General features: G+C 66.3%; 22 protein-coding genes. 11 read left to right on the top strand and 11 right to left on the bottom strand.

The features are described 5' to 3' along the window. Positions 1-255 precede the first annotated feature (255 nt). Positions 256-885, top strand: coding sequence for a hypothetical protein (locus EV641_RS16940; protein ID WP_054718964.1), 630 nt, complete (start codon positions 256-258; stop codon positions 883-885). Positions 886-985: 100 nt separating this feature from the next. Continuing rightward, positions 986-2,374, top strand: coding sequence for a DNA repair protein RadA (radA, locus tag EV641_RS16935; protein ID WP_132473221.1), 1,389 nt, complete (start codon positions 986-988; stop codon positions 2,372-2,374). Here the strand turns inward: radA and EV641_RS16930 are convergent. After that, the gene (locus EV641_RS16930) at positions 2,371-3,150 is read right to left on the bottom strand and encodes a crotonase/enoyl-CoA hydratase family protein (RefSeq protein ID WP_132473219.1); all 780 of its coding nucleotides are present in this window, start codon (positions 3,148-3,150) and stop codon (positions 2,371-2,373) included. The two genes, radA and EV641_RS16930, sit on opposite strands and share 4 nt — an antisense overlap. Positions 3,151-3,222: 72 nt before the next feature. On the opposite strand from EV641_RS16930, the gene dinB reads away from it, so the two are divergent. Next, complete coding sequence (gene dinB, locus EV641_RS16925) at positions 3,223-4,470, top strand: DNA polymerase IV (RefSeq protein WP_132473217.1); 1,248 nt, start codon at positions 3,223-3,225, stop codon at positions 4,468-4,470. Between the two features lie 9 nt (positions 4,471-4,479). Here dinB and EV641_RS16920 read toward each other — a convergent pair whose 3' ends face one another. After that, a complete protein-coding gene (locus EV641_RS16920) occupies positions 4,480-5,040 on the bottom strand; it encodes a PaaI family thioesterase (protein ID WP_132473215.1) in 561 nt (186 codons plus the stop codon). Between the two features lie 94 nt (positions 5,041-5,134). On the opposite strand from EV641_RS16920, the gene disA reads away from it, so the two are divergent. Beyond that, positions 5,135-6,217 (top strand): DNA integrity scanning diadenylate cyclase DisA, encoded by a 1,083-nt coding sequence (gene disA / locus EV641_RS16915; protein WP_054719171.1) that lies wholly within the window; start codon positions 5,135-5,137, stop codon positions 6,215-6,217. Between the two features lie 27 nt (positions 6,218-6,244). Here disA and EV641_RS16910 read toward each other — a convergent pair whose 3' ends face one another. Then, positions 6,245-7,018 (bottom strand): hypothetical protein, encoded by a 774-nt coding sequence (locus tag EV641_RS16910; RefSeq protein WP_132473213.1) that lies wholly within the window; start codon positions 7,016-7,018, stop codon positions 6,245-6,247. 57 nt (positions 7,019-7,075) lie between these two features. Beyond that, positions 7,076-7,702, bottom strand: coding sequence for a carbonic anhydrase (locus EV641_RS16905; protein WP_132473211.1), 627 nt, complete (start codon positions 7,700-7,702; stop codon positions 7,076-7,078). 95 nt (positions 7,703-7,797) lie between these two features. Between EV641_RS16905 and EV641_RS16900 the strand changes: the two genes are divergently transcribed. Next, entirely contained in the window at positions 7,798-8,679 is an 882-nt protein-coding gene (locus EV641_RS16900; protein ID WP_132473209.1) for an A/G-specific adenine glycosylase, read from the top strand. Here EV641_RS16900 and EV641_RS16895 read toward each other — a convergent pair. Further along, complete coding sequence (locus EV641_RS16895; RefSeq protein ID WP_054713869.1) at positions 8,676-9,431, bottom strand: alpha/beta hydrolase; 756 nt, start codon at positions 9,429-9,431, stop codon at positions 8,676-8,678. The genes EV641_RS16900 and EV641_RS16895 overlap by 4 nt on opposite strands. 33 nt (positions 9,432-9,464) lie before the next feature. Between EV641_RS16895 and EV641_RS16890 the strand changes: the two genes are divergently transcribed. Continuing rightward, positions 9,465-9,770: an antibiotic biosynthesis monooxygenase gene (locus tag EV641_RS16890; protein WP_054713867.1), complete on the top strand. Its 306-nt coding sequence runs from the start codon at positions 9,465-9,467 to the stop codon at positions 9,768-9,770. Next, positions 9,770-10,294: a DUF1990 domain-containing protein gene (locus EV641_RS16885; protein WP_132473207.1), complete on the top strand. Its 525-nt coding sequence runs from the start codon at positions 9,770-9,772 to the stop codon at positions 10,292-10,294. The genes EV641_RS16890 and EV641_RS16885 overlap by 1 nt, the downstream gene beginning before the upstream one ends. Here the strand turns inward: EV641_RS16885 and EV641_RS16880 are convergent. Further along, positions 10,285-10,686: a nuclear transport factor 2 family protein gene (locus EV641_RS16880; protein WP_054713874.1), complete on the bottom strand. Its 402-nt coding sequence runs from the start codon at positions 10,684-10,686 to the stop codon at positions 10,285-10,287. The two genes, EV641_RS16885 and EV641_RS16880, sit on opposite strands and share 10 nt — an antisense overlap. On the opposite strand from EV641_RS16880, the gene EV641_RS16875 reads away from it, so the two are divergent. Continuing rightward, positions 10,685-11,620: a helix-turn-helix transcriptional regulator gene (locus EV641_RS16875; protein ID WP_241997304.1), complete on the top strand. Its 936-nt coding sequence runs from the start codon at positions 10,685-10,687 to the stop codon at positions 11,618-11,620. The two genes, EV641_RS16880 and EV641_RS16875, sit on opposite strands and share 2 nt — an antisense overlap. A 7-nt stretch (positions 11,621-11,627) precedes the next feature. Here the strand turns inward: EV641_RS16875 and EV641_RS16870 are convergent, their stop codons facing one another. Then, positions 11,628-12,362 (bottom strand): DsbA family oxidoreductase, encoded by a 735-nt coding sequence (locus tag EV641_RS16870; RefSeq protein WP_132473205.1) that lies wholly within the window; start codon positions 12,360-12,362, stop codon positions 11,628-11,630. 172 nt (positions 12,363-12,534) lie between these two features. Here EV641_RS16870 and EV641_RS16865 point away from each other — a divergent pair, with 172 nt between their 5' ends. Continuing rightward, positions 12,535-13,602, top strand: a complete 1,068-nt coding sequence (locus EV641_RS16865) for an iron-siderophore ABC transporter substrate-binding protein (RefSeq protein ID WP_132473203.1) — start codon at positions 12,535-12,537, stop codon at positions 13,600-13,602. An 86-nt stretch (positions 13,603-13,688) separates the two neighbouring features. Here the strand turns inward: EV641_RS16865 and EV641_RS16860 are convergent, their stop codons facing one another. The 3 genes from EV641_RS16860 to EV641_RS16850 form a co-directional block, all read right to left on the bottom strand. Then, on the bottom strand, positions 13,689-14,129 hold the full coding sequence (locus EV641_RS16860) for an OsmC family peroxiredoxin (RefSeq protein ID WP_054713873.1): 441 nt from the start codon (positions 14,127-14,129) through the stop codon (positions 13,689-13,691). 108 nt (positions 14,130-14,237) lie between these two features. Continuing rightward, on the bottom strand, positions 14,238-15,200 hold the full coding sequence (locus EV641_RS16855; protein ID WP_132473201.1) for a YafY family protein: 963 nt from the start codon (positions 15,198-15,200) through the stop codon (positions 14,238-14,240). Positions 15,201-15,253: 53 nt separating this feature from the next. Further along, complete coding sequence (locus EV641_RS16850; protein ID WP_054713858.1) at positions 15,254-16,084, bottom strand: helix-turn-helix transcriptional regulator; 831 nt, start codon at positions 16,082-16,084, stop codon at positions 15,254-15,256. A 59-nt stretch (positions 16,085-16,143) separates the two neighbouring features. On the opposite strand from EV641_RS16850, the gene EV641_RS16845 reads away from it, so the two are divergent. Further along, complete coding sequence (locus EV641_RS16845) at positions 16,144-17,415, top strand: amidohydrolase family protein (protein WP_132473199.1); 1,272 nt, start codon at positions 16,144-16,146, stop codon at positions 17,413-17,415. Between the two features lie 93 nt (positions 17,416-17,508). Further along, positions 17,509-18,102: a TIGR03086 family metal-binding protein gene (locus EV641_RS16840; protein WP_054713871.1), complete on the top strand. Its 594-nt coding sequence runs from the start codon at positions 17,509-17,511 to the stop codon at positions 18,100-18,102. 81 nt (positions 18,103-18,183) lie between these two features. Here EV641_RS16840 and EV641_RS16835 read toward each other — a convergent pair whose 3' ends face one another. Next, complete coding sequence (locus tag EV641_RS16835) at positions 18,184-20,727, bottom strand: ATP-dependent Clp protease ATP-binding subunit (RefSeq protein ID WP_132473197.1); 2,544 nt, start codon at positions 20,725-20,727, stop codon at positions 18,184-18,186. Positions 20,728-20,751 lie beyond the last annotated feature (24 nt).

The raw sequence follows: 20,751 nt of genomic DNA, 5'->3' as shown, positions 1-20,751 counted from the left end.
GATTCTTCGAGTTTAACACGTGACCACATCGGACTCTCATCAACAGCGCAGGTCAGGGGCATCGGCACGTGAGCGTAGGGCTTGACAGGCAACCGGTTACGTGCATCCGGTGACGTGCGACACACCCGCCAGGACGAGGCGTTATGCCCCGTTGTGGTGCACAAAATGGCAATATCGATGACCCGACGCGCACTCCCTGTGGGTCGACTACTACTCTGCCTAGTGGATTGCGAGCCTTACCCGAGTGGAGGAAAAGTGACTGCTCTCAACACGTCGACTCGTCGAGTCGCGACCGCTGTCGCCCTGGCCGCGGGTGCGACGCTGACGCTGTCCGCGTGCGGCGCCGGTCAGATCACCCAGACCTCCGACCAGGTGGCTGCGATCAACGGCACCAACACGGACGTCGGCACCATTGCGCTGCGCAACGTGCACATCATCTACCCGGATTCCGAGGAGTACAGCATCGAGCCGGGCGGCACCGCTCTGCTGGGCTTCACCATCGCGAATCTCGACGGCTACCGCGGCGACGTCCTCACCGGCATCGAGACCGAGTTCGCGGGTTCGGTGACGGGCGCCGACGACATCGAGATCCCGGCTCTGGGCTCGGTCGTCGCAGGTGTCTCCGAAGAGACCACGGATCTCCTCGAGTCCGTCGACGAATCGCCGCAGCCCACTTCGCCGGAGGACACCCCCATCGTGCCCGCGGCTGTCGAGACCGTCGAACTCGTCGATCTGAAGGAAGGTGTCCGGCCCGGCCTGACCATCCCCTTCACCTTCTCCTTCCAGGAGGCCGGCGACGTGACTCTGGCGGTCCCGGTCGATGCCGGCCCGGTGCTCGAACGCCACGAGTCGGACCTGTCGCCGATCGTCGGCGAAGCGCACTGACCCAGCGCGAGCACGCAGAACACTTCAGGAAGGCCTGGACGAGAACACTCTCGTCCAGGCCTTCCCGCGTTCTGTCACCACGTTCGCATATCCTCCGGCCGTGGCCAGAACCAAGACGATCTATCGCTGTTCCGATTGCTCGCACACCGTAGCCAAGTGGGTCGGACGCTGCCCGGAGTGCGGAACGTGGGGATCGCTGGACGAGGCGCCACTGCAGCCCGCAGCCGTCGCATCGCGGCCGGGCACCTCGCTCGCGCGTGCGGGCGCCGCAGCCGTCCTCCCCACCACCCCTGCCACTCCCCTCACCCGGATCGACGGGAAGGAAACTGCCGCCAAGTCCACCGGCATCTCCGAGCTCGATCGCGTCCTCGGCGGCGGGATCGTGCCCGGGTCCGTCGTCCTGCTCGCGGGCGAGCCGGGCGTCGGCAAGTCGACGCTGCTCCTCGAGGTCGTACACCGCTGGGCCCAGCGCGGCGCCGACGACAGATCGCTGTACGTCACAGGCGAGGAATCCGCCGGCCAGGTCCGGCTCCGCGCCGACCGCACCGGGTCCGTCCACGAGCGGGTCTATCTGGCGGCCGAATCCGATCTGGCGACGATCTTCGGCCACGTCGAGCAGGTCAAGCCGACGTTACTCGTCGTCGACTCGGTGCAGACGATGCTCGCCGCCGATGTCGACGGTGTGTCCGGCGGTGTCACCCAGGTCAAGGCCGTCACGAGCGCCCTGACCTCGCTCGCGAAGGCGAGCGGGATCCCGGTGCTGCTGATCGGTCACGTCACCAAGGACGGCGCGGTCGCGGGTCCGCGCTCGCTCGAGCATCTCGTCGACGTCGTATTGCACTTCGAAGGCGACAAGCATTCGACGCTGCGCATGGTGCGCGGGGTCAAGAACCGGTTCGGTGCGGCCGAGGAGGTGGGCTGCTTCGAGCTCACCGAGGGCGGCATCGTCGAGGTGAGCGACCCGTCGGGATTGTTCCTCCAGCACCGGAACGAGGAGGTCTCGGGCACGGCGGTGACCGTCACGATGGACGGCAAACGCCCACTGCTCGGCGAAGTGCAGGCACTCGTCGTGCACACCCAGAATCCGTCACCGCGGCGCGCGGTGAGCGGCCTGGATTCGGCGCGCGTCGCGATGGTCCTCGCCGTCCTCGAACGGCGCTGCAACATCCGCGATCTCGGGAAATGCGACGTGTACGCATCGACGGTCGGAGGCATGCGGATCACCGACCCGTCCGCCGACCTCGCGTTGGCGCTCGCGATCGTGTCCGCAGTGAGAGATCAGCCGGTCCCGCCCGGCACCGTGCTGCTCGGCGAGGTCGGGTTGGCAGGTGAGGTCCGGCGTGTGGCCGGCGCCGGTCGACGGCTCACCGAAGCACACCGGCTGGGGTTCACCCGCGGAGTGGTCCCCCGCAACACCGAGGGCGCACCCTCCGGCATGAAGGTCCGCGAGGTGACGAACCTCGGGCAGGCGCTCATGAACATCGGCTAGCGGAAGGCACCGTGCCGGCCCTCGCCCGACGCGAACCGCGCGGCACCGGCGATGCCTTCCCGCTCGACGATCGGCACACCGTGGGCGCCCTCGGCACGCAATGCGGTGTCGAGCGGCAGGTCGAACGACCGGTAGGCCGACGCGCGGTCCACGGACATGCATTCCTGCGGGAATGCTGCCAGTTGCTGCGCGATCTCCTGCGCCGCAGCAAGTGATGCGCCCGCGTCGACGACCCGATTGACGAGGCCGAACGACAAGGCCTCGGTTGCGTCCACCGCACGGCCGGTGAGGATCATGTCGAGCGCTCTGCCCTGCCCGATGATCCGCGGCAGCCGCACCGTGCCGCCGTCGATGAGCGGTACGCCCCAGCGGCGGCAGAACACCCCGAAGACCGCGTCGGATTCGCACACCCGCAGGTCCGCAAGCAGTGCGAGTTCGAGTCCACCGGCGACCGCGTACCCGCTCACCGCCGCGATGAGCGGTTTGGACAGCGCTATCCGGGACGGCCCCATCGGGCCCGTTCCGCCGCCCTCCGAGTCGAGTTCGTGGCGCCGCTGCGGATCGCCCACGGCGGTGAGGTCGGCGCCGGCACAGAAATGACCGCCGGCACCCCAGAGCACCGCGACACGTTGCTCGTCGTCGGCGCCGAACTGTTCGAAGGCCTCGCGGAGCTGCGCAGCCATCGGTCCGTCCACGGCATTTCTGCGATCGGGACGGTTGAGCACGATGGTGGTGACGGCACCGTCACGTTCGACAACGACGTCGGTGGCAGGCATGAACTGTTTCTAGCACCGCCGAGTCGGTAGTTCTGTCGTATCGGGCTTTCTGTCGGACCCTCATGCGAACATATGTTCGTGTCCGCCCGCGCAACAATCCTCCACGCCGACCTCGACGCGTTCTACGCGTCGGTCGAGCAACGCGACGATCCGTGGCTTCTAGGCAAGCCCGTGGTGGTCGGCGGTGGCGTCGTCCTGGCCGCAAGCTACGAGGCGAAGGCCTACGGAATCAAGACACCCATGCCGGGCCGTGCGGCCCGTGCTCTGTGCCCCCACGTGATCTCGATGCCGCCGCGCATGAACGCCTATTCGCGGGCCTCGAAGGAGGTGTTCGCGATCTTCGATCGGGTCTCGCCCATCGTCGAAGGTGTCTCCATCGACGAGGCGTTCCTCGACGTGTCGGGGCTGCGTCGCATCTCGGGCGAGCCGGACGATATCGCAGCGCGCCTGCGTGCCACGGTCATGGCCGAGGTCGGCCTGCCGATCACCGTCGGTGTGGCCCGAACGAAGTTCCTCGCGAAGGTGGCGAGCGGCGTCGCGAAACCGGACGGACTGCTCGTCGTCCCACCCGACCGCGAACTCGAGTTCCTCCACCCATTGCCCGTCGAACGCCTGTGGGGCGTCGGCAAGGTCACCGCCGCGACGCTGCACGCACACGGCCTGCGTTCGGTCGCCGATATCGCGAACGAATCCGAATCCGATCTCGTCTCGCTGCTCGGCCGGGCAACGGGCCGACACCTGCACGCGCTCGCGACCGGACACGACCCGCGGCCGGTTCACCGGCAACGCCGACGTTCGATGGGTGCCCAGCACGCACTCGGCCGGGGAGCCCACAGCATCGAGTCCGTCGACGCGACGCTGCAACTGCTCGTCGACAAGGTCGCCGGCCGGATGCGCCGTGCCCACCGGATAGGCCGCACGGTGGTGCTGAGGCTGCGTTTCGCCGACTACACGCGTGTCACGCGGTCGCACACGCTCGGTGTCCCCACCGCACGCACAGACATCCTCAGCGGCACCGCACGTGCACTGCTCGACACGACGAGGCCGCTGGTCGCCGACCGCGGACTCACCCTGATCGGCGTCGCGGTGACGAACCTGGACGGCGAGGGCATCGAGCAGCTCGAGCTTCCCTTCGACCAGCCGGTGCCGGCACACGATCCGGCAGCAAGCGAGATCCCCGCGACCCATCGCCCGATCGACCGGCACGCCCTCGACACGGTCCTCGACGACGTCCACCACCGGTTCGGAGCCGGAGCACTCACCTCCGCGACGCTACTGGGCCGCAACCACAGGCAGGGCGTTCCTTTGCTCCCCGATTGAGAAGCAACCTCAGATCGACGAAATGTCTTCGGATCCGGGCAGCCCGTCGGCGAAATCCTTGCCCTTCTCGAAATGCTCGTGCCCGACCAGCACGAACAATCCGTGCGAGCTCCCCACGATCACATCGGGGTCGGCGAACGGTCCGTCGACGATGCGCACATCGGCGCTCGTGTACACCTTGCGACGCACCGTACCGTCGACCCGGGCGGTGAATTCGAGAACCGCGCCCAGCGGGATGGGGCGCTTGAAATCGGTGCCCATGTGCCCGGTGACCACGGGCTTACGGAACACGGCGTTGCAGGCGAAACCCTGGATCTCGTCGAACGCCGTCATGAGAATGCCGCCGTGGATGAACCCCGGCCCACCCTGGAAGCGCGTGGCGACCTCGAAGCGGCCCTTGACCGAGAGTCCCTCACCGACCGTGCACTCCATCGCGAGGCCGGTCGGTTGATCGTCGCCGCAACCGAGACACCTGGACCAGTGCTGGGGTATCGGCGCACCCGGACCGGGATGATCCTCGCGAAGATCAGGAACGACGAGGTCGTCGGGCAAGGTCCAGACACTACTCATGAGCAAGTAATGTAGTTGCGCGCTCGCTTGCGACTTTTCCGTGGCCTGCGCGAATGTGACGAGAAACGCACGCGCCGCCAGGAGGACTTCGCACATGACCGAGTCGGCAGACGCTGCGACGTTGAACGAGACGATCGCGCGTCTGGCACCCGGCACAGCCCTGCGCGACGGCCTCGAACGCATCCTGAGGGGCCGCACAGGCGGACTGATCGTGCTCGGCTTCGACGAGCACGTCGCCTCGATCTGCGACGGTGGCTTCGAACTCGATGTCGAGTTCGCCCCGACCCGGTTGCGCGAGCTGTCGAAGATGGACGGCGCAGTGGTGGTGTCCTCCGACGGCACCCGGATCGTGCGCGCGAACGTGCAACTCGTACCCGATCACCGCATTCCCACCGTCGAATCCGGCACCCGACACCGCGCGGCCGAACGCACCGCCATCGAGACCGGGTATCCCGTGGTCTCGGTGAGCCAGTCGATGAGCATCGTCAGCGTGTACGTCGAAGGGCGTCGGCACGTCATCGACGATTCGGCAATGATCCTCTCCAGAGCCAACCAGGCCGTCGCGACACTCGAGCGCTACAAGGCCCGGCTCGACGAGGTCACCCGGCAGCTCTCGGTGGTGGAGATCGAAGACATCGTGACGTTGCGTGATGCACTCACGGTTGCGCAGCGTCTCGAGATGATGCACCGCCTGTCGGTGGAGATCGAGCAGGATGTGCTCGAGCTCGGCACCGACGGGCGACAGCTCGCACTGCAACTCGAAGAGCTCGTCGGCGACAATCAACTCGCCCGGCAGCTGCTGGTGCTGGACTACCTTTCCGGTACAGATTCACCGTCGGTCCTCGACGTGGAACAGGCCCTCGATGCGCTGGGGGGCCTGACCGACGTCGACCTGCTCGACCTCACGACACTCGCGCGGGCGTTCGGATATCCGAGCACCATCGAAGCGCTCGACACCGCGATGAGCCCGCGCGGATACCGCGTCCTCAATCGTGTTCCGCGGCTTCGGGCACGCCAGATCGACCGGCTCGTGACCGCTTTCGGGACACTGCAGGGTCTGCTCGCCGCGACGGCCGCGGATCTTCAGGCCGTCGAAGGCATCGGAGCGCTGTGGGCACGGTACATCCGCGAAGGCCTTTCACGCCTGGCCGAGGCGTCGATCAACCACTACGACTAGCACTACCTGCTCAGGGCGCGATGCTGCTCACGCAGTCACGTTGAACGGCTCCGGCGTGCTGCGCAGGCCACCGAGTTGCCCGACGACCGTGTACGCCCCCGGCTGGACCGGCTCCCGCGGCGTCTCGCACCCGGGCTCGGAGGTCGTACCTGACCACTGCACCGAGAATGCCGCTTGATCGCCGGGTTGGAGTGAGCGCACGTCGGCGGTCGAGTCGGGGAAACAGTCGGTGTTCGCCCACACTCGCTGGTTGCCGTCGAGGGTGTACACGAGGACCTGCTGGAGTCCCGCACCGAGATCGCGCTCGCACTGGGATGTCCCGATGTTGGTGATGACGATCGTGAATTCCGGTTCGGTTCCGACCTGATAATTCGGCTCGCCGGCCGTCACACGCACTGCGAGCGACTGATCGGAACACTGCCCGGGCGGCGTCGATGCCGACGCAGGCGTGGTGCCGTCCTCCGAGCCCTGCTCCGCAGAACCTGACGTGGTGGACGACGCGGAGGACTCCGAATCGGACGCGTTCGAGGAATCCGAGCCGCCGGAGCCGCCGGTGGCCGAGCCGCCACCGTCCGAACCGGTCTCGGCACCGGCTTCCACACCGGAGCCGTCCGGTGTGGTCGTGGTGGTCTCGGACATCGTGGTCTCGGAGGCTGCGGGTTCCGTTTCCGGATCATCGCCGCTGGTGAAGGCGAGAACCGCCCAGATGACCAACGCCAACACGACCACCGCGACAACGATCGCGAGAACACGGCGTCGCCAGTAGATCTCAGGAGGAAGTGGGCCGTTGGGTTCAAACACCCTTCACACGGTATGTGTCAGCTCGGGCGATAGCCACATGATCGGCGGCGTGTCGCGTCAGTCCGAGGTCACACCGATGTCGCCGATGTGGCCCTGCAGCTGCACATGGCCGTCGTCGAGCTTGTATGTCACACCCGCAACAGCGCACCGACCATCGGCGATGCGCTCCGCGATGATCTGCGATCGTTCGGTGAGCACCTTGCCCGTTTCCACCACGTGTCGCGCCTCGAGTTCGTCGATGGTACTGAGCCCTTCCCGACGTCCGAGGAGGATCGACGGAGCGACCCGCTCGATGATGCTGCGGATGAAGCCCGACGGAACCTCGCCACCGTCGAGTGCATCGAGCGTCGCGCCGACAGCACCGCAGCTGTCGTGTCCCAGCACGACGATCAGGGGCACGTTGAGGATCTCGACTGCATACTCGATCGAGCCCAGCACTGAGCTGTCGATGACATGACCTGCGGTTCGGACGACGAACATGTCGCCGAGGCCCTGGTCGAAGATGATCTCGGCGGCCACGCGGGAGTCGCCGCATCCGAAGAGCACGGCGGTGGGGTGCTGGCCGTTGACGAGCTCCGCGCGGCGGTCGATGCCCTGGCTGGGATGCAGCGGGGTGTCGCTGACGAAGCGCTGATTACCCTCGGTCAGAGCTTTCCACGCTGAGATGGGATTCGAGTTCGGCATACGCACATTATTCACCTGCGCTTGTGAACGGACTCACGCGGATATGTTCCGACCCGGTGAACAACACCGCGTATTGCTACAGAAGGAGATGAGAGATGCCGGTCGATTCGGCCGTGATGCTGCGCTGGTACGCCTCCGAGGCACGAGATCTTCCGTGGCGCCACGAAGGTGTGACGGGCTGGCAGATCCTCATGTCGGAGGTCATGTTGCAGCAGACTCCTGTGGTGCGGGTCGCACCCATCTGGGAGCAGTGGGTCCGGCGCTGGCCGGTCCCGTCGGCGATGGCCGCGTCGAGTCAGGCCGAGGTGCTGCGGGCCTGGGGCAAGCTCGGGTATCCGCGTCGGGCGCTGCGCTTGCACGAGTGCGCCGGGGTCCTCGCCGCCGAGCACGACGACCGGGTTCCCGACGACGTCGACGTCCTGCTGTCGCTGCCGGGGATCGGCGCGTACACGGCGCGGGCAGTCGCATGTTTCGCGTACGGGCAGCGTGTTCCCGTGGTCGACACCAATGTGCGGCGCGTCGTCGCGCGCGCTGTCCACGGCAACGCCGAACCCGGGAACCCTTCCACCCGAAGGGACCTCGCAGACGTCGAGGGTCTGCTCCCTCGCACCCGCGCGCGCGCCGCAACGTTCTCGGCCGCGCTGATGGAACTCGGCGCAACCGTGTGTACCGCGCGCAACCCGGATTGCGATCGGTGTCCACTCCCCGAATGCGCCTGGGTGCAGGCCGGTCGTCCGGCCCATGACGGCCCGGCCCGGCGCGTGCAGAAGTTCGCCGGAACCGACCGTCAGGTGCGCGGAAAACTGATGGCCGTCCTCCGCGACAGCGACACACCCGTCGAGCGCCCGGCACTCGATCAGGTGTGGCTCACGGACCCGGGGCAGCGCGACCGGGCGCTACATTCGTTGCTCGTCGACGGACTGGTCGAACAGACCGACGACGGGCGCTTCGCCCTCGCCGGGGAGGGCGCTCGCTAGCCGCGTGACTCCGGTCGGTCGAGAGCTCTCAGGAACCGCTCCACTTCCGTGCGGTACTCGTCGGGCCTGTCATCGTGAACGAGATGTCCGGCGCCGGCGATACGTACATATTCGGTGCCGGGCCGGTCTTTCATCCGACGCATCTGCCCTTCCGGGGTGATGGTGAACTCGCCCTCGATGAGCAGCGCGGGCACCCGGATCGAGTACCACTCGTCCCAGAAGGCGCGAGTGCCCCATTCCTCCGAGATATCACGAAAAGTCGCGACCTCGCCGTGCAGATGCCAGCCGTCGTCGCGGCGTTCGAACGAGTCCAGGAAGTACTGTCCTGCCACCGGCCCGAAGAAGTCGATCATCGCCTGCTCGGTGGGGAACGGCTGCGGCCACTGCTCGATCATCGCGGCCCAGTTCGCTGCCGTACGCCCCCGGAAGTCCGGGGCCATGTCCTCGAGCACCAGAGCCGCCACACGGTCGGGATGTGCCGCGGCCAGGCACCACGCGTGCAGTGCGCCCATCGAGTGCCCGATGACCACGAGCGGATCGTCGAACCCGCCGAGATGGGACGCCAGGTCCGCGACGAACGCGTCGGTGGTCAATTCCGGGGGCATGGGGCGTCCATGGCCCGCCGCATCGAACGTGTGGACGTGGCCGTGCTCACGTAGCCACGGCACGTGACTTCGCCATGTGCGCGCGCTTCCCATCAATCCGTGCAACAGCAGGATCGGACGTCCGCTACCACCCTCGTCGTGCAACACAATCGCCCAAGGTAACGGAGTACGCTCGCGCGCATGGCAGTCGTGAAGATCAACGCAATCGAAATCCCCGAGGGTGCTGGCCCCGAACTGGAGAAGCGGTTCGCCAATCGCGCGCACACCGTCGACAATTCCAAGGGCTTCCTCGGATTCCAGCTCCTCCGCCCGACCGCGGGCGAGACCCGCTACTTCGTTGTCACCCAGTGGGAGACCGAAGAGGACTTCGCTGCGTGGCGGGACGGTGATGCCCGCGCAGCCCATGCCGGCGAGGCCAAGAAGCCTGTTGCGTCGGGCGCGTCGCTGCTCGAGTTCGAGGTCGTCCTCGACGTCAAGAAGTCCTGATGCCCGTGCCCGGCGGATCCGGGCGCGAGTTCAACTATCCCGATGTGGGCACCGGCCGGGGAGATGTTCCCCCGGCCGGCTACCGGTCGTTGGAGATGATGCGTGAACTGGGCACCGGCGACCAGATTTTCGATGTCGCAGCCGGCCGGTTGTTCGGCTGGCAGATGCATCGCGCCGCCGGTATCCGGGTGGCTCGCGGAACCCCGCCACCTGCTCCCGGAGTCGATGTACGTCTCGCATGGGGCGTCGGACCGATCCGTGGGTCGGCCTGGTGCCGGGTGGTCGACGTCGTCGACGAGCCCGACCGCCGAGGTTTCGCCTACGGCACGCTGGCCGGGCACCCAGAGAGCGGCGAGGAGACTTTTCTCGTCGAACGCGACGCCGACGGCCGCGTCACCGCGCGCATCACTGCGTTCTCCCGCCCGGCACGCTGGTACACCCGGATCGCGGGCCCGCTCGGTCGCCTGGTGCAACGCAGAATCACGCAGCGCTACCTCGACGGGATCGCCGGCGATCAGTGGTGAGCGTGCGGATCGACACCGTCGGGAGCACGGTCCAGAAACGTCGTCACACCGCGTACCCGGCCCCGATCGTCCATGACGAGAATGTCGGTTCCCGTCGCGAACGGATCCGCATCGGGGGTGATCAGCTCCCAGACCACCCGCGCCCGATCGTGATGCACATCGGGCTCACCGCGAAGTCTGAATTCGTAGCCCCTCATGTGTTCACCGAACTGCTTCCGGAAGTCGACGAGCGCGCCCGGACCGCCGAGTACCCCCACCGGTGCGCAATATTCGACGTCGTCGGACCACGTGTCGCGGATGAGCAACTCGTTGTCGCCGGAATTCCAGAACCGCACGTACCGCTCGATCGCGGCCGCAACGTCGGTTCCCTCGAGGTTCGTCGTATCGGTCATGTCGTCCTCCTGTCGGATCGTGGTCGCGAAGTACTGCGACCGACTCGAGCCTGATCCATCCGGAGACCGCAAGTCGATGACGTCGGAGGTCATTGCTGCACCGCACGCCATCACGGATCGTGGAGACATGGCCGGTCACCCCGCGACACGTACAGACCCCGCCACACGTACAGACGATGTCGGACGGCTTCTGAAGTCGTGGCGGGAGCAACGCGGACGCTCCCAACTCGAACTGTCGATCGCTGCAGACCTGTCCACCCGGCACCTCAGCTACATCGAGACCGGCCGATCCGTTCCCGGCCGCGGTGTGATCGAACGACTGTCGGAAGAGCTCGGGATCCCGCTCCGCGAACGTAATCGGCTGTACCTCGCGGCGGGTTACGCGCCTGCCCATCCCGAGCATCCGCTCGAGGATCTGGGGGCCGCGCGGGATGCGGTGGAGGCGGTACTCAGGGGACACGAGCCGAATCCGTCGATGGCCGTGAACGCACGCTGGGAACTACTCGCGGCGAACGGGCCTGCGAGCGGCCTGCTCGCGGGCATCGCGCCCCATCTGCTCGAACCGCCCGTCAACATCCTCCGGGCGACGCTCCACCCAGAGGGCCTGGCGCCGGCCATCCGCAACTTCGTGCCATGGCGCGCCCACGTCCTCCGGAGGGTCGAGCGCCAACTGTCGCACACCGCGATGCCGGAGCTCACGCAGTTGCGCGATGAACTCGCGGAGTATCCGGTGCCAGAGGGACAGCGCGACGCCCACACGGTGCCGAACGATCTCGCGATGCCTCTCGTGTTCGCAACGGCTCACGGCGATCTCGCCCTGCTCTATACGACGACGGTGTTCGGGTCCCCGCACGATGTGACACTCGACGAGATCGCGGTCGAGACGTTCTTCCCCGCCGACGCCTCGACCGCAAAGATCCTCCGGTCGATGTGACCTGCGCTCACACGACGCAGTTGTCTCCCGCGCATCCGTCAGCGTCATCGGCAACCGGATCTACCACGGGCTCGGCACTGTCGGCGTCGGCGATCGCACGTTCGAGCAATACGAGGAACACGTCTTCCGGCTGGGCACCCGACACCGCGACCGCGCGGTTGGCGACGAAGAACGGCACTCCCGTGACACCCAGCTGCCGGGCTTCGAGGAGGTCGGCACGCACAGCATCCGCAGCGGCGTCGGAGTCGAGATCCGCACGGATCTGATCCGCATCGAGCCCTATCGAGGCGGCGATGCGCACAAGCGCCTCACGATCGTCCACGATCTCACCGCCGACGAAATGCGCACGGAACAATGCCTCGAGCAGCTCGTCGCGCTTGTCGCCGGCGAGGTGCAGGAGCCGGTGCGCGTCGAAGGTGTTCGCCGCGATCACCGTGTCGAAGTCGATGTCCAACCCGACCTGCGCGGCGGTGGCAGACACCTGGGAGAACATCTGCCGCACCTGCTCGGCGGGCATGCCCTTCATCTCGACCAGCGCGTCGATCTCGGGCTTGTTCAGGCCCGCTGGGGTGTCGGGCGCGAGCTGATACGACCGCCACGTCACCGCGACCCGATCACGCTGCGGGAATCCGGCGAGGGCGTCGGTGAATCGGCGCTTGCCGATGTAACACCACGGGCACGCGATGTCCGACCAGATCTCGATATGGGCGGTGGGAAGGGCGACGTCGGCAGGTGTGCTCACGAGTCGAACAACAGCATCGTGGTCGCGAATTGTTCCCCCATCAAGGGAGTCGCGCGGGCCCCTGCAGTTTGGTTATCCTTCCCTCTCCATAGTTTGCAGGCCGGCGCGCCCGTCGGCGTCGATGCTCTCGCCGATTCGGCTCGTGCATGTCCCACAGAGAACAGGAAGTTCGATGAGAATGTCCGGGAGGTACTGGCGTCGAGCCGGAATCGTGATGATTGCGGCAACAGCGCTGTTCGCGGGTGCCTGCGGCAGCGAGTCGAGTTCCGACTCGACCGGCGCAGCGGAATCCACCACTGGGCAGGCCGACGCATCCGCCTTCCCCGTGTCGATTCCGTCGGCGCTCGGTACAGCCGAGATCCCGGAGACCCCGGAGCGGGTCGTCACGCTCGGCTGGGGCAGCGAGGACGCAGCACTGGCGCTCGGCGTCGTACCCGTCGGTGTGCAGAACATGCAGTCGGACTCGGGAACCGACGACGGCCTGCTGCCGTGGTCGCGAGCGAAGCTCGAAGAGCTCGACCCCGACGCGGAACCCACGCTACTGACGGCATCCAGTCAGGAGATGCCGTACGAGCAGATCGCGGCACTCACCCCCGACGTGATCCTGGCTGTGCATTCCGGCCTGAGCCAGGAACAGTTCGACCAGCTCTCCGAGATCGCGCCTACCGTGGCGTACCCGGAGCGTCGCTGGGCAACCGGCTGGGAAGACCAGATCACCACCGTCGGCAAGGCTCTCGGTCGGTCGGCAGAGGCCGAAGCGCTGGTAACGCACACCGAGGACACCATCGCGGAAGCGAAGTCGCAGCACCCCGAGTTCACCGGCAAGACGGTGGCATTCGGTAGTGCCACCGAGGCGGCGTCGTACAACTTCTACTTCGACACCGATCCTCGCCTGAAGCTGCTGGCAAGCCTCGGTTTCACGGTCGACCCGCTCGCTCAGCAGCTACGCGAGAGCAGTGACCGGACGAAGTTCGCGGCTCCGGTGAGCCTGGAACTGCTGCCGACGTACAACCCCGACGTGCTTCTCGCCTGGTACCTGACGCCCGATCTGCAGAGCGAGGTCGAGTCGAACCCGCTGTTCACCGGCATCAAGGCGGTGCGCGACGACGCCTACACGGCTCTGACCGCCCCGCCGCTGGTGTATGCGTCGAGCACACCGAACGTACTCAGCATGCCGTGGCTGCTGAACGAGTTGCTCCCACAGCTGTCGCAGGCCGCCGACAACGCCCAAGTCGGCTAGTTCGACCTGGCAGAGTCCCAGTTCGACGTGACAGAGTCACCGTGCCGCTGCCGAGAGCTTCTCCATGCTCGGCAGCGGCATTCTGGTCAGGACTCGAGCGCGGCGTCGAGCGTGATGTCGACACCGGTCAGCGCGCGGCTCACCGGGCAGGTCTCTTTGGCGTTCTGTGCCGCCGCCGCGAAACCGTTGGCGTCGAGGCCTGTGACTTCCCCGCGGACCGTCAGCTTGATACCCGTGAGCCGGAACCCGGATTCCGGGTGCGGCCCGAGTGACACGTCGGCCTTGACCTCGAGACTCTGCGGGGTACCACCGGCTTCGGCGAGGACCGCCGACAACTGCATTGCGAAACACGCCGAGTGGGCTGCAGCGATCAGCTCTTCGGGGCTCGTCGTGCCGTCGGCGTCGTCGGCCGCCCGCTTCGGGAACGACACATCGAATGTGCCGCGCCCCGAGCTGGTCAGTTCGACCTGACCCGACCCGTCTTCGAGTCCACCGTTCCATGCGGTCCGCGCACTCCGTGTCGGCATGGTTTCTCCCTCCATATGGCCCGGAACAACAGTCTGGCCCGAACCTACGCCGCCGAACGCGCCACGGTCTCCGGTTCGCCGACAATCGGCGAAAGCTTCACCGCCCGGTCATCCGTGGCGGGCCGAAAGCGTCAGCGCTCGCGCGCGGATCTCGTCGCGCAGGGCCGAGGGCGCCAGAAGTTCGGCGTCGCCGGCGAGTTGCCACATCACCGCCCCGGCGTGGCTCGACCCTCCGAACTCCACCTCGGCGCGACACCATCCGTTCCCGTCCGAATGACAGCCGTCCGCATGACACTCGGCTACGGAGATCACGAGCGCAGCGAGTTCGTCTCGGCGACTTTCACGTATCTTCACGGTCGCGGAGACGGTGGACATGCCCGCGCGGAATCGTGTCCTCCTGCGATGCCAGATCTCGGCGAGATCGACCTCGGCGGGTCGTTCGGCCGGGACATCCAGTACCTTCACCTCGTCGATACGCGATAGCCGGTACGTGCGTTCGTCGCCGCGGTGCAGAGCCACCAGATACCACCGTCCGGCAGCACTGACGACACCGATCGGGTCGACGGTCCGCCACGCGGCGTCCCGGTCGCGTGGGCAATACCGGATTCGTAGGCGTACGCCGTCGAACACAGCCTGCTGCACCGCGCCGAGGTGCGGATCGACCGATGCCTCCGTGATCCATCCGGACCCGGTGACCAGGATCCGTTCCGATGCCCGGATCGCCGCCGTGCGCCCCGCCTCGGGCAATGCATCGGTGACCTTCCGCATCGCGGCTGCGAATGCAGGGGCCATGCCGAGGACAGCGGTGTCGGCGGAGGTGCTCGAGGCGAGCAGCGCGGTGGCCTCGTCGACCGTCAGCCCGGTGAGGTCGGTGGTGAATCCGGGCAACAACGCAAATCCTCCGTCACGCCCTCGTTCCGCGTACACAGGGATACCGACAGACGACAGTGCCTCGACATCGCGCAGGACCGTCCGCACCGACACCTCGAGTTCGCGAGCAATCGCCGGGGCGGTCATCCGGCCCCGGTTCCTGAGCATCAGCACCAGCGACAGCAACCGTTCAGCGCGCATCAGCGAATCATCGCACCGATACCTGACAGGGAGTGTCGTGTTCGATGCCCGGATCAGGACCGTTCACTTGCGCTGCGGTGCCGGTACGACGACGGAGACTGACCGCAGAAGTCGCTGAATGCCCGGGCGAACGAACTGCCGTTGTCGAATCCGACGGCACGGGCGGTTTCCTGAACAGATTGCTCGGGCGACGCGAGGAGCGCCATCGCGCGCAGCATCCGGGCCTGGAGCAGGTAGGTACGCCAAGGCATCCCCACGTGCTCGTCGAACAGTCGACGCAGGGTGCGTTCGGATACCGACACTGCCCTGCCGACCTCACCGATTGTGACGTCGTGGAGATTCTCCTTCGTGAATGCCATCGCGTTGTGCACCACGGGATGGTCCGACATCGGAAGGCTGAGCATCGCTTCGTCGGAGTCGATCGCTTCGAGGACGAGACCGCCGAGGGTCGCGAAGAAGCGCTCTGCCGTGGCGTCGTCGGAGAGCCTGCCGACCGGCCACCGCTGCGCGTAGATGATCATTTCCCGGATCAGCGGAGAGACATCGAGGACAGCGGCGCGTTCGCCGTGGAACTGCACCAGTTCCGGATCGAACATCACGGCGATCGAGCGCACCCGGGGACTCATGGTCGCTTGATGCCGCAGTCCCGCCGGTATCCACACGGCTTGCTGAGGCGGCAGCAGATAGTGAGTGGTCGCGGTCTCCACTTCGACCACGCCGCCCACGGCGTACTCGATCTGATGCATGTCGTGACTGTGCCAGTCCGTCACGAGGCTCCCGCCCTCGTAGAGGTAACTCCCGGCGGTTACTGCTGCACTGCGACGCAGACTCTTGAGGTTGTCCGATTTTGCACGATGCATGGCCGATTGTGTGGAGACGGTCATGACTATGAACGGTACAACAGGAGTAAGCACTATGTGATGAGCAGCACTCAGGAGTGAATATGCACCTCGACGACATGATTCTCGTGAGCATCGATGACCACGTAGTCGAACCACCCGACATGTTCGCCCGCCACGTTCCGGCGAAGTACAGGGACGAGGCACCCAAGGTCATCGTCACCGAGCAAGGCATCGACCAGTGGGTCTACCAGGGGAAGCCGACCGGAGTCAGTGGGCTCAACGCGGTGGTCTCGTGGCCCGCAGAAGAATGGGGCCGCGACCCCGCCCGCTTCGCCGAGATGCGTCCCGGCGTGTACGACATCCACGAACGCGTCCGCGACATGGACCGCAACGGCATCGTCGGTTCCATGTGCTTCCCCACCTTCACCGGATTCTCGGCCCGCCACCTGAACCAGCACCAGGCCGAGGTGACCGTCGTGATGGTGCAGGCCTACAACGACTGGCACATCGACGAATGGTGCGGTGCCTACCCCCACCGGTTCTTGCCGCTCGCCCTCCTGCCCACATGGAACGTGCCGGCGATGTGCGAGGAGATCCGACGTGTCGCGGCGAAGGGCTGCCGCGCTGTCACCATGCCGGAACTCCCCCACCTCGAGGGACTACCCAGTTATCACGACATCGAATACTGGGGCCCTGTGTTCCAGACCCTGTCCGACGAGGGCGTCGTGATGTGCCTGCACATCGGTTCGGGGTTCGGTGCGATCTCCATGGCGAAGGACGCGCCGATCGACAACCTGATCGTCCTCGCCACCCAGATCTCTGCCATCGCAGCACAGGATCTCCTGTGGGGCCCGGCCATGCGTTCCTATCCCGATCTGAAGTTCGCCTTCTCCGAAGGCGGAATCGGCTGGATCCCGTTCTTCCTGGACCGCTGCGACCGGCACTACACGAATCAGCGCTGGCTCCGCCGCGACTTCGGTGGCAAGCTGCCCAGCGAGGTCTTCAAAGAGCATTCGCTGGCCTGCTACGTCACCGATCCCACCGCGCTGAAGCTGCGTCACGAGATCGGCATCGACATCATCGCGTGGGAGTGCGACTACCCCCACTCCGACTGCTTCTGGCCCGATGCGCCGGAGAAGGTGCTCGGCGAGCTCGACGCCGCCGGTGCGACCGATGCGGAAATCGACAAGATCACCTGGCAGAACTCCTGCCGCTTCTTCAACTGGGACCCGTTCTCGAAGATCAAGCGCGAGGACGCGACCGTCGGAGCGTTGCGAGCCAAGGCGACCGACGTGGACGTGTCGATCCGGTCCCGCGCCGAGTGGGCGAAGCTCTACGAGGCCAAGCACAAGGATTCTGTGACGGCGGGCTGATCCGCACTTCCGAATCGCGCTGCCACGCAGGTGGCATCGACGACGCCGAAATACATGACAGAGGGTGTCGTGTTTCGGGCGCATGCTGGTGTCATGACGACGATGCAGACAGACCCACGCCCCCTCTTCCGTGACGCCCTCGACTGGGTGGCCGGACTCATCGACGGAGTCCGGCCGGACCAGTTCACCGATCCGACACCGTGCCCGGAGTTCGACGTGAGCTCCCTCATCGGACACCTCGTGTCCACCATCGACCGGGGCCGCGTCATCGGCGCCGGCGGCGACCCTCTGACCGTCCCCGAAACAGTCACCGAACCGGATGACGGATGGGTCGCGGCACTGCGCACGAGCGCCGACCGCTACTGGGAGGTGTGGAACGACGACGCAATGCTCGACACCGTGGTCACCGCACCCTGGGGCACCTTCCCGGGACGCGCCTCGGTGCTCATCGCACTCAACGAAGCACTCGTGCACGGTTGGGACCTGGCGGCTGCAACGGGGCAGCCCGCGGAGGCCGACCCGGCTCTGGCGAACGCAGCGCTCGGCATCATGCAGCATGCACTCCCCGAGACCCCGCGTGGCGGACCCGTCCCATTCGGCCCGGTGGTGGAATCCGCTCCGACCGCGGGAGCGACCGAACGCCTCGCCAACTGGTCCGGGCGGCCGACCGCCCCGTGGAAGCACTGACACCTGGACGAACAACGCAGGGATCCACAACGCCGAGGGCGGCACTCCTTCCGGAGTGCCGCCCTCGGCGTATGCGTGTTGTTACTGGGCTTCTGCTTCGCCCTCGCCGCTCTTGGCGAGCGCGACCGCCGGGGTGTCGGGCACCTCGGCCGGCTTCTCGCTCGGCGTGAACGTGAACTTCGCGTTCTCGCCGGCGCCTTCGCCGTCCCAGCCCTCGACGTCGACCAGGATGATGTGGCCGGCACCGATCTCGCCGAAGAGGATCTTCTCGGAGAGCTGATCCTCGATCTCGCGCTGGATGGTGCGACGCAGCGGACGTGCACCGAGAACCGGATCGAATCCTCGCTTGGCCAGCAGCGACTTCGCCTTCTCGGTGAGCTCGATCCCCATGTCCTTGTTCTTGAGCTGGGTCTCGACGCGACCGATCATCAGGTCGACCATCTCGATGATCTGGTCCTGAGTGAGCTGGTGGAACACGATGATGTCGTCGATACGGTTGAGGAACTCAGGTCGGAAGTGCTTCTTGAGCTCGTCGTTGACCTTGTTCTTCATCCGCTCGTAGTTGGACTCGGCGCCGGTGCCCTTGGTGAAGCCCAGGCCGACAGCCTTCGAGATGTCCGACGTACCGAGGTTCGACGTGAAGATCAGCACCGTGTTCTTGAAGTCCACCGTGCGGCCCTGACCGTCGGTCAGGCGACCGTCTTCGAGGACCTGCAGGAGCGTGTTGTAGATCTCCTGGTGGGCCTTCTCGATCTCGTCGAACAGCACGACGGAGAACGGCTTGCGGCGGACCTTCTCGGTGAGCTGGCCGCCCTCTTCGTATCCGACGTATCCGGGAGGTGCACCGAACAGACGCGACGCAGTGAACCGGTCGTGGAACTCGCCCATGTCGATCTGGATGAGCGCGTCATCTTCGCCGAACAGGAAGTTCGCGAGCGCCTTGGACAGCTCGGTCTTACCGACACCGGACGGGCCGGCGAAGATGAACGAGCCCGAGGGACGCTTCGGATCCTTGAGGCCGGCACGCGTACGACGGATCGCCTTCGCGACCGCCTTGACGGCGTCCTCCTGGCCGATGATCCGCTTGTGTAGCTCGTCCTCCATGCGGAGCAGACGGGTGGTCTCCTCCTCGGTGAGCTTGAACACCGGAATACCGGTCCAGTTCGCGAGAACCTCCGCGATCTGCTCTTCGTCGACCTCGGCGACCACATCGAGATCGCCTGCTCGCCACTGCTTCTCCCGCTCGGAGCGCTGAGCGACGAGCTGCTTCTCCTTGTCGCGCAGGCTCGCGGCCTTCTCGAAGTCCTGCGCGTCGATCGCGGATTCCTTCTCGCGACGGGCATCGGCGATCTTGTCGTCGAACTCGCGCAGGTCCGGCGGCGCGGTCATCCGGCGGATGCGCATACGGGCACCCGCCTCGTCGATGAGGTCGATCGCCTTGTCCGGCAGGAAGCGGTCGTTGATGTAGCGGTCGGCGAGGGTTGCCGCAGCCACGAGCGCCTTGTCGGAAATCGACACGCGGTGGTGCGCCTCGTAGCGGTCGCGCAGGCCCTTGAGGATCTCGATGGTGTGCTCGACCGTCGGCTCACCGACCTGGACGGGCTGGAAGCGGCGTTCGAGCGCGGCATCCTTCTCGATGTACTTGCGGTACTCGTCGAGGGTGGTCGCGCCGATCGTCTGAAGCTCACCGCGAGCGAGCTTCGGCTTGAGGATCGACGCAGCGTCGATCGCGCCCTCGGCTGCACCCGCGCCGACGAGCGTGTGCAGCTCGTCGATGAACAGGATGATGTCGCCGCGGCTGTTGATCTCCTTGAGGACCTTCTTCAGGCGTTCCTCGAAGTCGCCGCGGTACCGGCTGCCGGCCACGAGGGAACCCAGGTCGAGCGTGTAGAGCTGCTTGTCCTTGAGGGTTTCCGGAACCTCGCCGTTGACGATTGCCTGAGCCAGGCCCTCGACCACAGCAGTCTTACCGACGCCGGGCTCACCGATCAGCACCGGGTTGTTCTTGGTACGACGGGACAGCACCTGCATGACCCGCTCGATTTCCTTCGCACGACCGATGACCGGATCGAGCTTGCCTTCGAGAGCGGCCTGCGTGAGGTTCCGGCCGAACTGGTCGAGCACGAGGGACGTCGACGGGGTGCCGGCCTCGCCGCGGCTGGTGCCGGCTTCCTGCGGTTCCTTGCCCTGGTAACCCGAGAGCAGCTGGATGACCTGCTGACGGACCCGGTTCAGGTCGGCGCCGAGTTTGACGAGCACCTGAGCGGCCACGCCTTCGCCCTCACGAATGAGGCCGAGGAGAATGTGCTCGGTGCCGATGTAGTTGTGACCGAGCTGCAGCGCCTCACGGAGGCTGAGCTCGAGCACCTTCTTGGCACGTGGAGTGAACGGGATGTGCCCGGACGGGGCCTGCTGTCCCTGGCCGATGATTTCCTCGACCTGACTGCGGACGCCTTCCAGGGAGATCCCCAACGACTCGAGCGACTTCGCCGCCACGCCCTCACCCTCGTGGATGAGGCCCAGGAGGATGTGCTCCGTGCCGATGTAGTTGTGGTTGAGCATCCTGGCTTCTTCTTGAGCCAGGACAACGACGCGCCGCGCGCGATCGGTGAACCTTTCGAACATCGCACTCCCTCACACTCTCGGCCG

Source organism: Rhodococcus sp. SMB37, assembly GCF_004345605.1.
Lineage (GTDB): Bacteria > Actinomycetota > Actinomycetes > Mycobacteriales > Mycobacteriaceae > Rhodococcus.
Note: the sequence above shows the minus strand (reverse complement) of the source record. Positions and strands in the feature narration are given on the sequence as shown.

What these genes read in the sequence shown, in the direction of transcription:
- EV641_RS16930 (WP_132473219.1), bottom strand. Translation starts at nt 3,150, where the DNA reads ATGCCTGCCACCGACGTCGTTGTCGAACGTGACGGTGCCGTCACCACC.
- dinB (WP_132473217.1), top strand. Translation starts at nt 3,223, where the DNA reads ATGTTCGTGTCCGCCCGCGCAACAATCCTCCACGCCGACCTCGACGCG.
- EV641_RS16920 (WP_132473215.1), bottom strand. Translation starts at nt 5,040, where the DNA reads ATGAGTAGTGTCTGGACCTTGCCCGACGACCTCGTCGTTCCTGATCTT.
- disA (WP_054719171.1), top strand. Translation starts at nt 5,135, where the DNA reads ATGACCGAGTCGGCAGACGCTGCGACGTTGAACGAGACGATCGCGCGT.
- EV641_RS16905 (WP_132473211.1), bottom strand. Translation starts at nt 7,702, where the DNA reads ATGCCGAACTCGAATCCCATCTCAGCGTGGAAAGCTCTGACCGAGGGT.
- EV641_RS16900 (WP_132473209.1), top strand. Translation starts at nt 7,798, where the DNA reads ATGCCGGTCGATTCGGCCGTGATGCTGCGCTGGTACGCCTCCGAGGCA.
- EV641_RS16890 (WP_054713867.1), top strand. Translation starts at nt 9,465, where the DNA reads ATGGCAGTCGTGAAGATCAACGCAATCGAAATCCCCGAGGGTGCTGGC.
- EV641_RS16885 (WP_132473207.1), top strand. Translation starts at nt 9,770, where the DNA reads ATGCCCGTGCCCGGCGGATCCGGGCGCGAGTTCAACTATCCCGATGTG.
- EV641_RS16875 (WP_241997304.1), top strand. Translation starts at nt 10,685, where the DNA reads ATGTCGTCCTCCTGTCGGATCGTGGTCGCGAAGTACTGCGACCGACTC.
- EV641_RS16880 (WP_054713874.1), bottom strand. Translation starts at nt 10,686, where the DNA reads ATGACCGATACGACGAACCTCGAGGGAACCGACGTTGCGGCCGCGATC.
- EV641_RS16865 (WP_132473203.1), top strand. Translation starts at nt 12,535, where the DNA reads ATGAGAATGTCCGGGAGGTACTGGCGTCGAGCCGGAATCGTGATGATT.
- EV641_RS16860 (WP_054713873.1), bottom strand. Translation starts at nt 14,129, where the DNA reads ATGCCGACACGGAGTGCGCGGACCGCATGGAACGGTGGACTCGAAGAC.
- EV641_RS16855 (WP_132473201.1), bottom strand. Translation starts at nt 15,200, where the DNA reads ATGCGCGCTGAACGGTTGCTGTCGCTGGTGCTGATGCTCAGGAACCGG.
- EV641_RS16850 (WP_054713858.1), bottom strand. Translation starts at nt 16,084, where the DNA reads ATGACCGTCTCCACACAATCGGCCATGCATCGTGCAAAATCGGACAAC.
- EV641_RS16845 (WP_132473199.1), top strand. Translation starts at nt 16,144, where the DNA reads ATGCACCTCGACGACATGATTCTCGTGAGCATCGATGACCACGTAGTC.
- EV641_RS16840 (WP_054713871.1), top strand. Translation starts at nt 17,509, where the DNA reads ATGACGACGATGCAGACAGACCCACGCCCCCTCTTCCGTGACGCCCTC.
- EV641_RS16835 (WP_132473197.1), bottom strand. Translation starts at nt 20,727, where the DNA reads ATGTTCGAAAGGTTCACCGATCGCGCGCGGCGCGTCGTTGTCCTGGCT.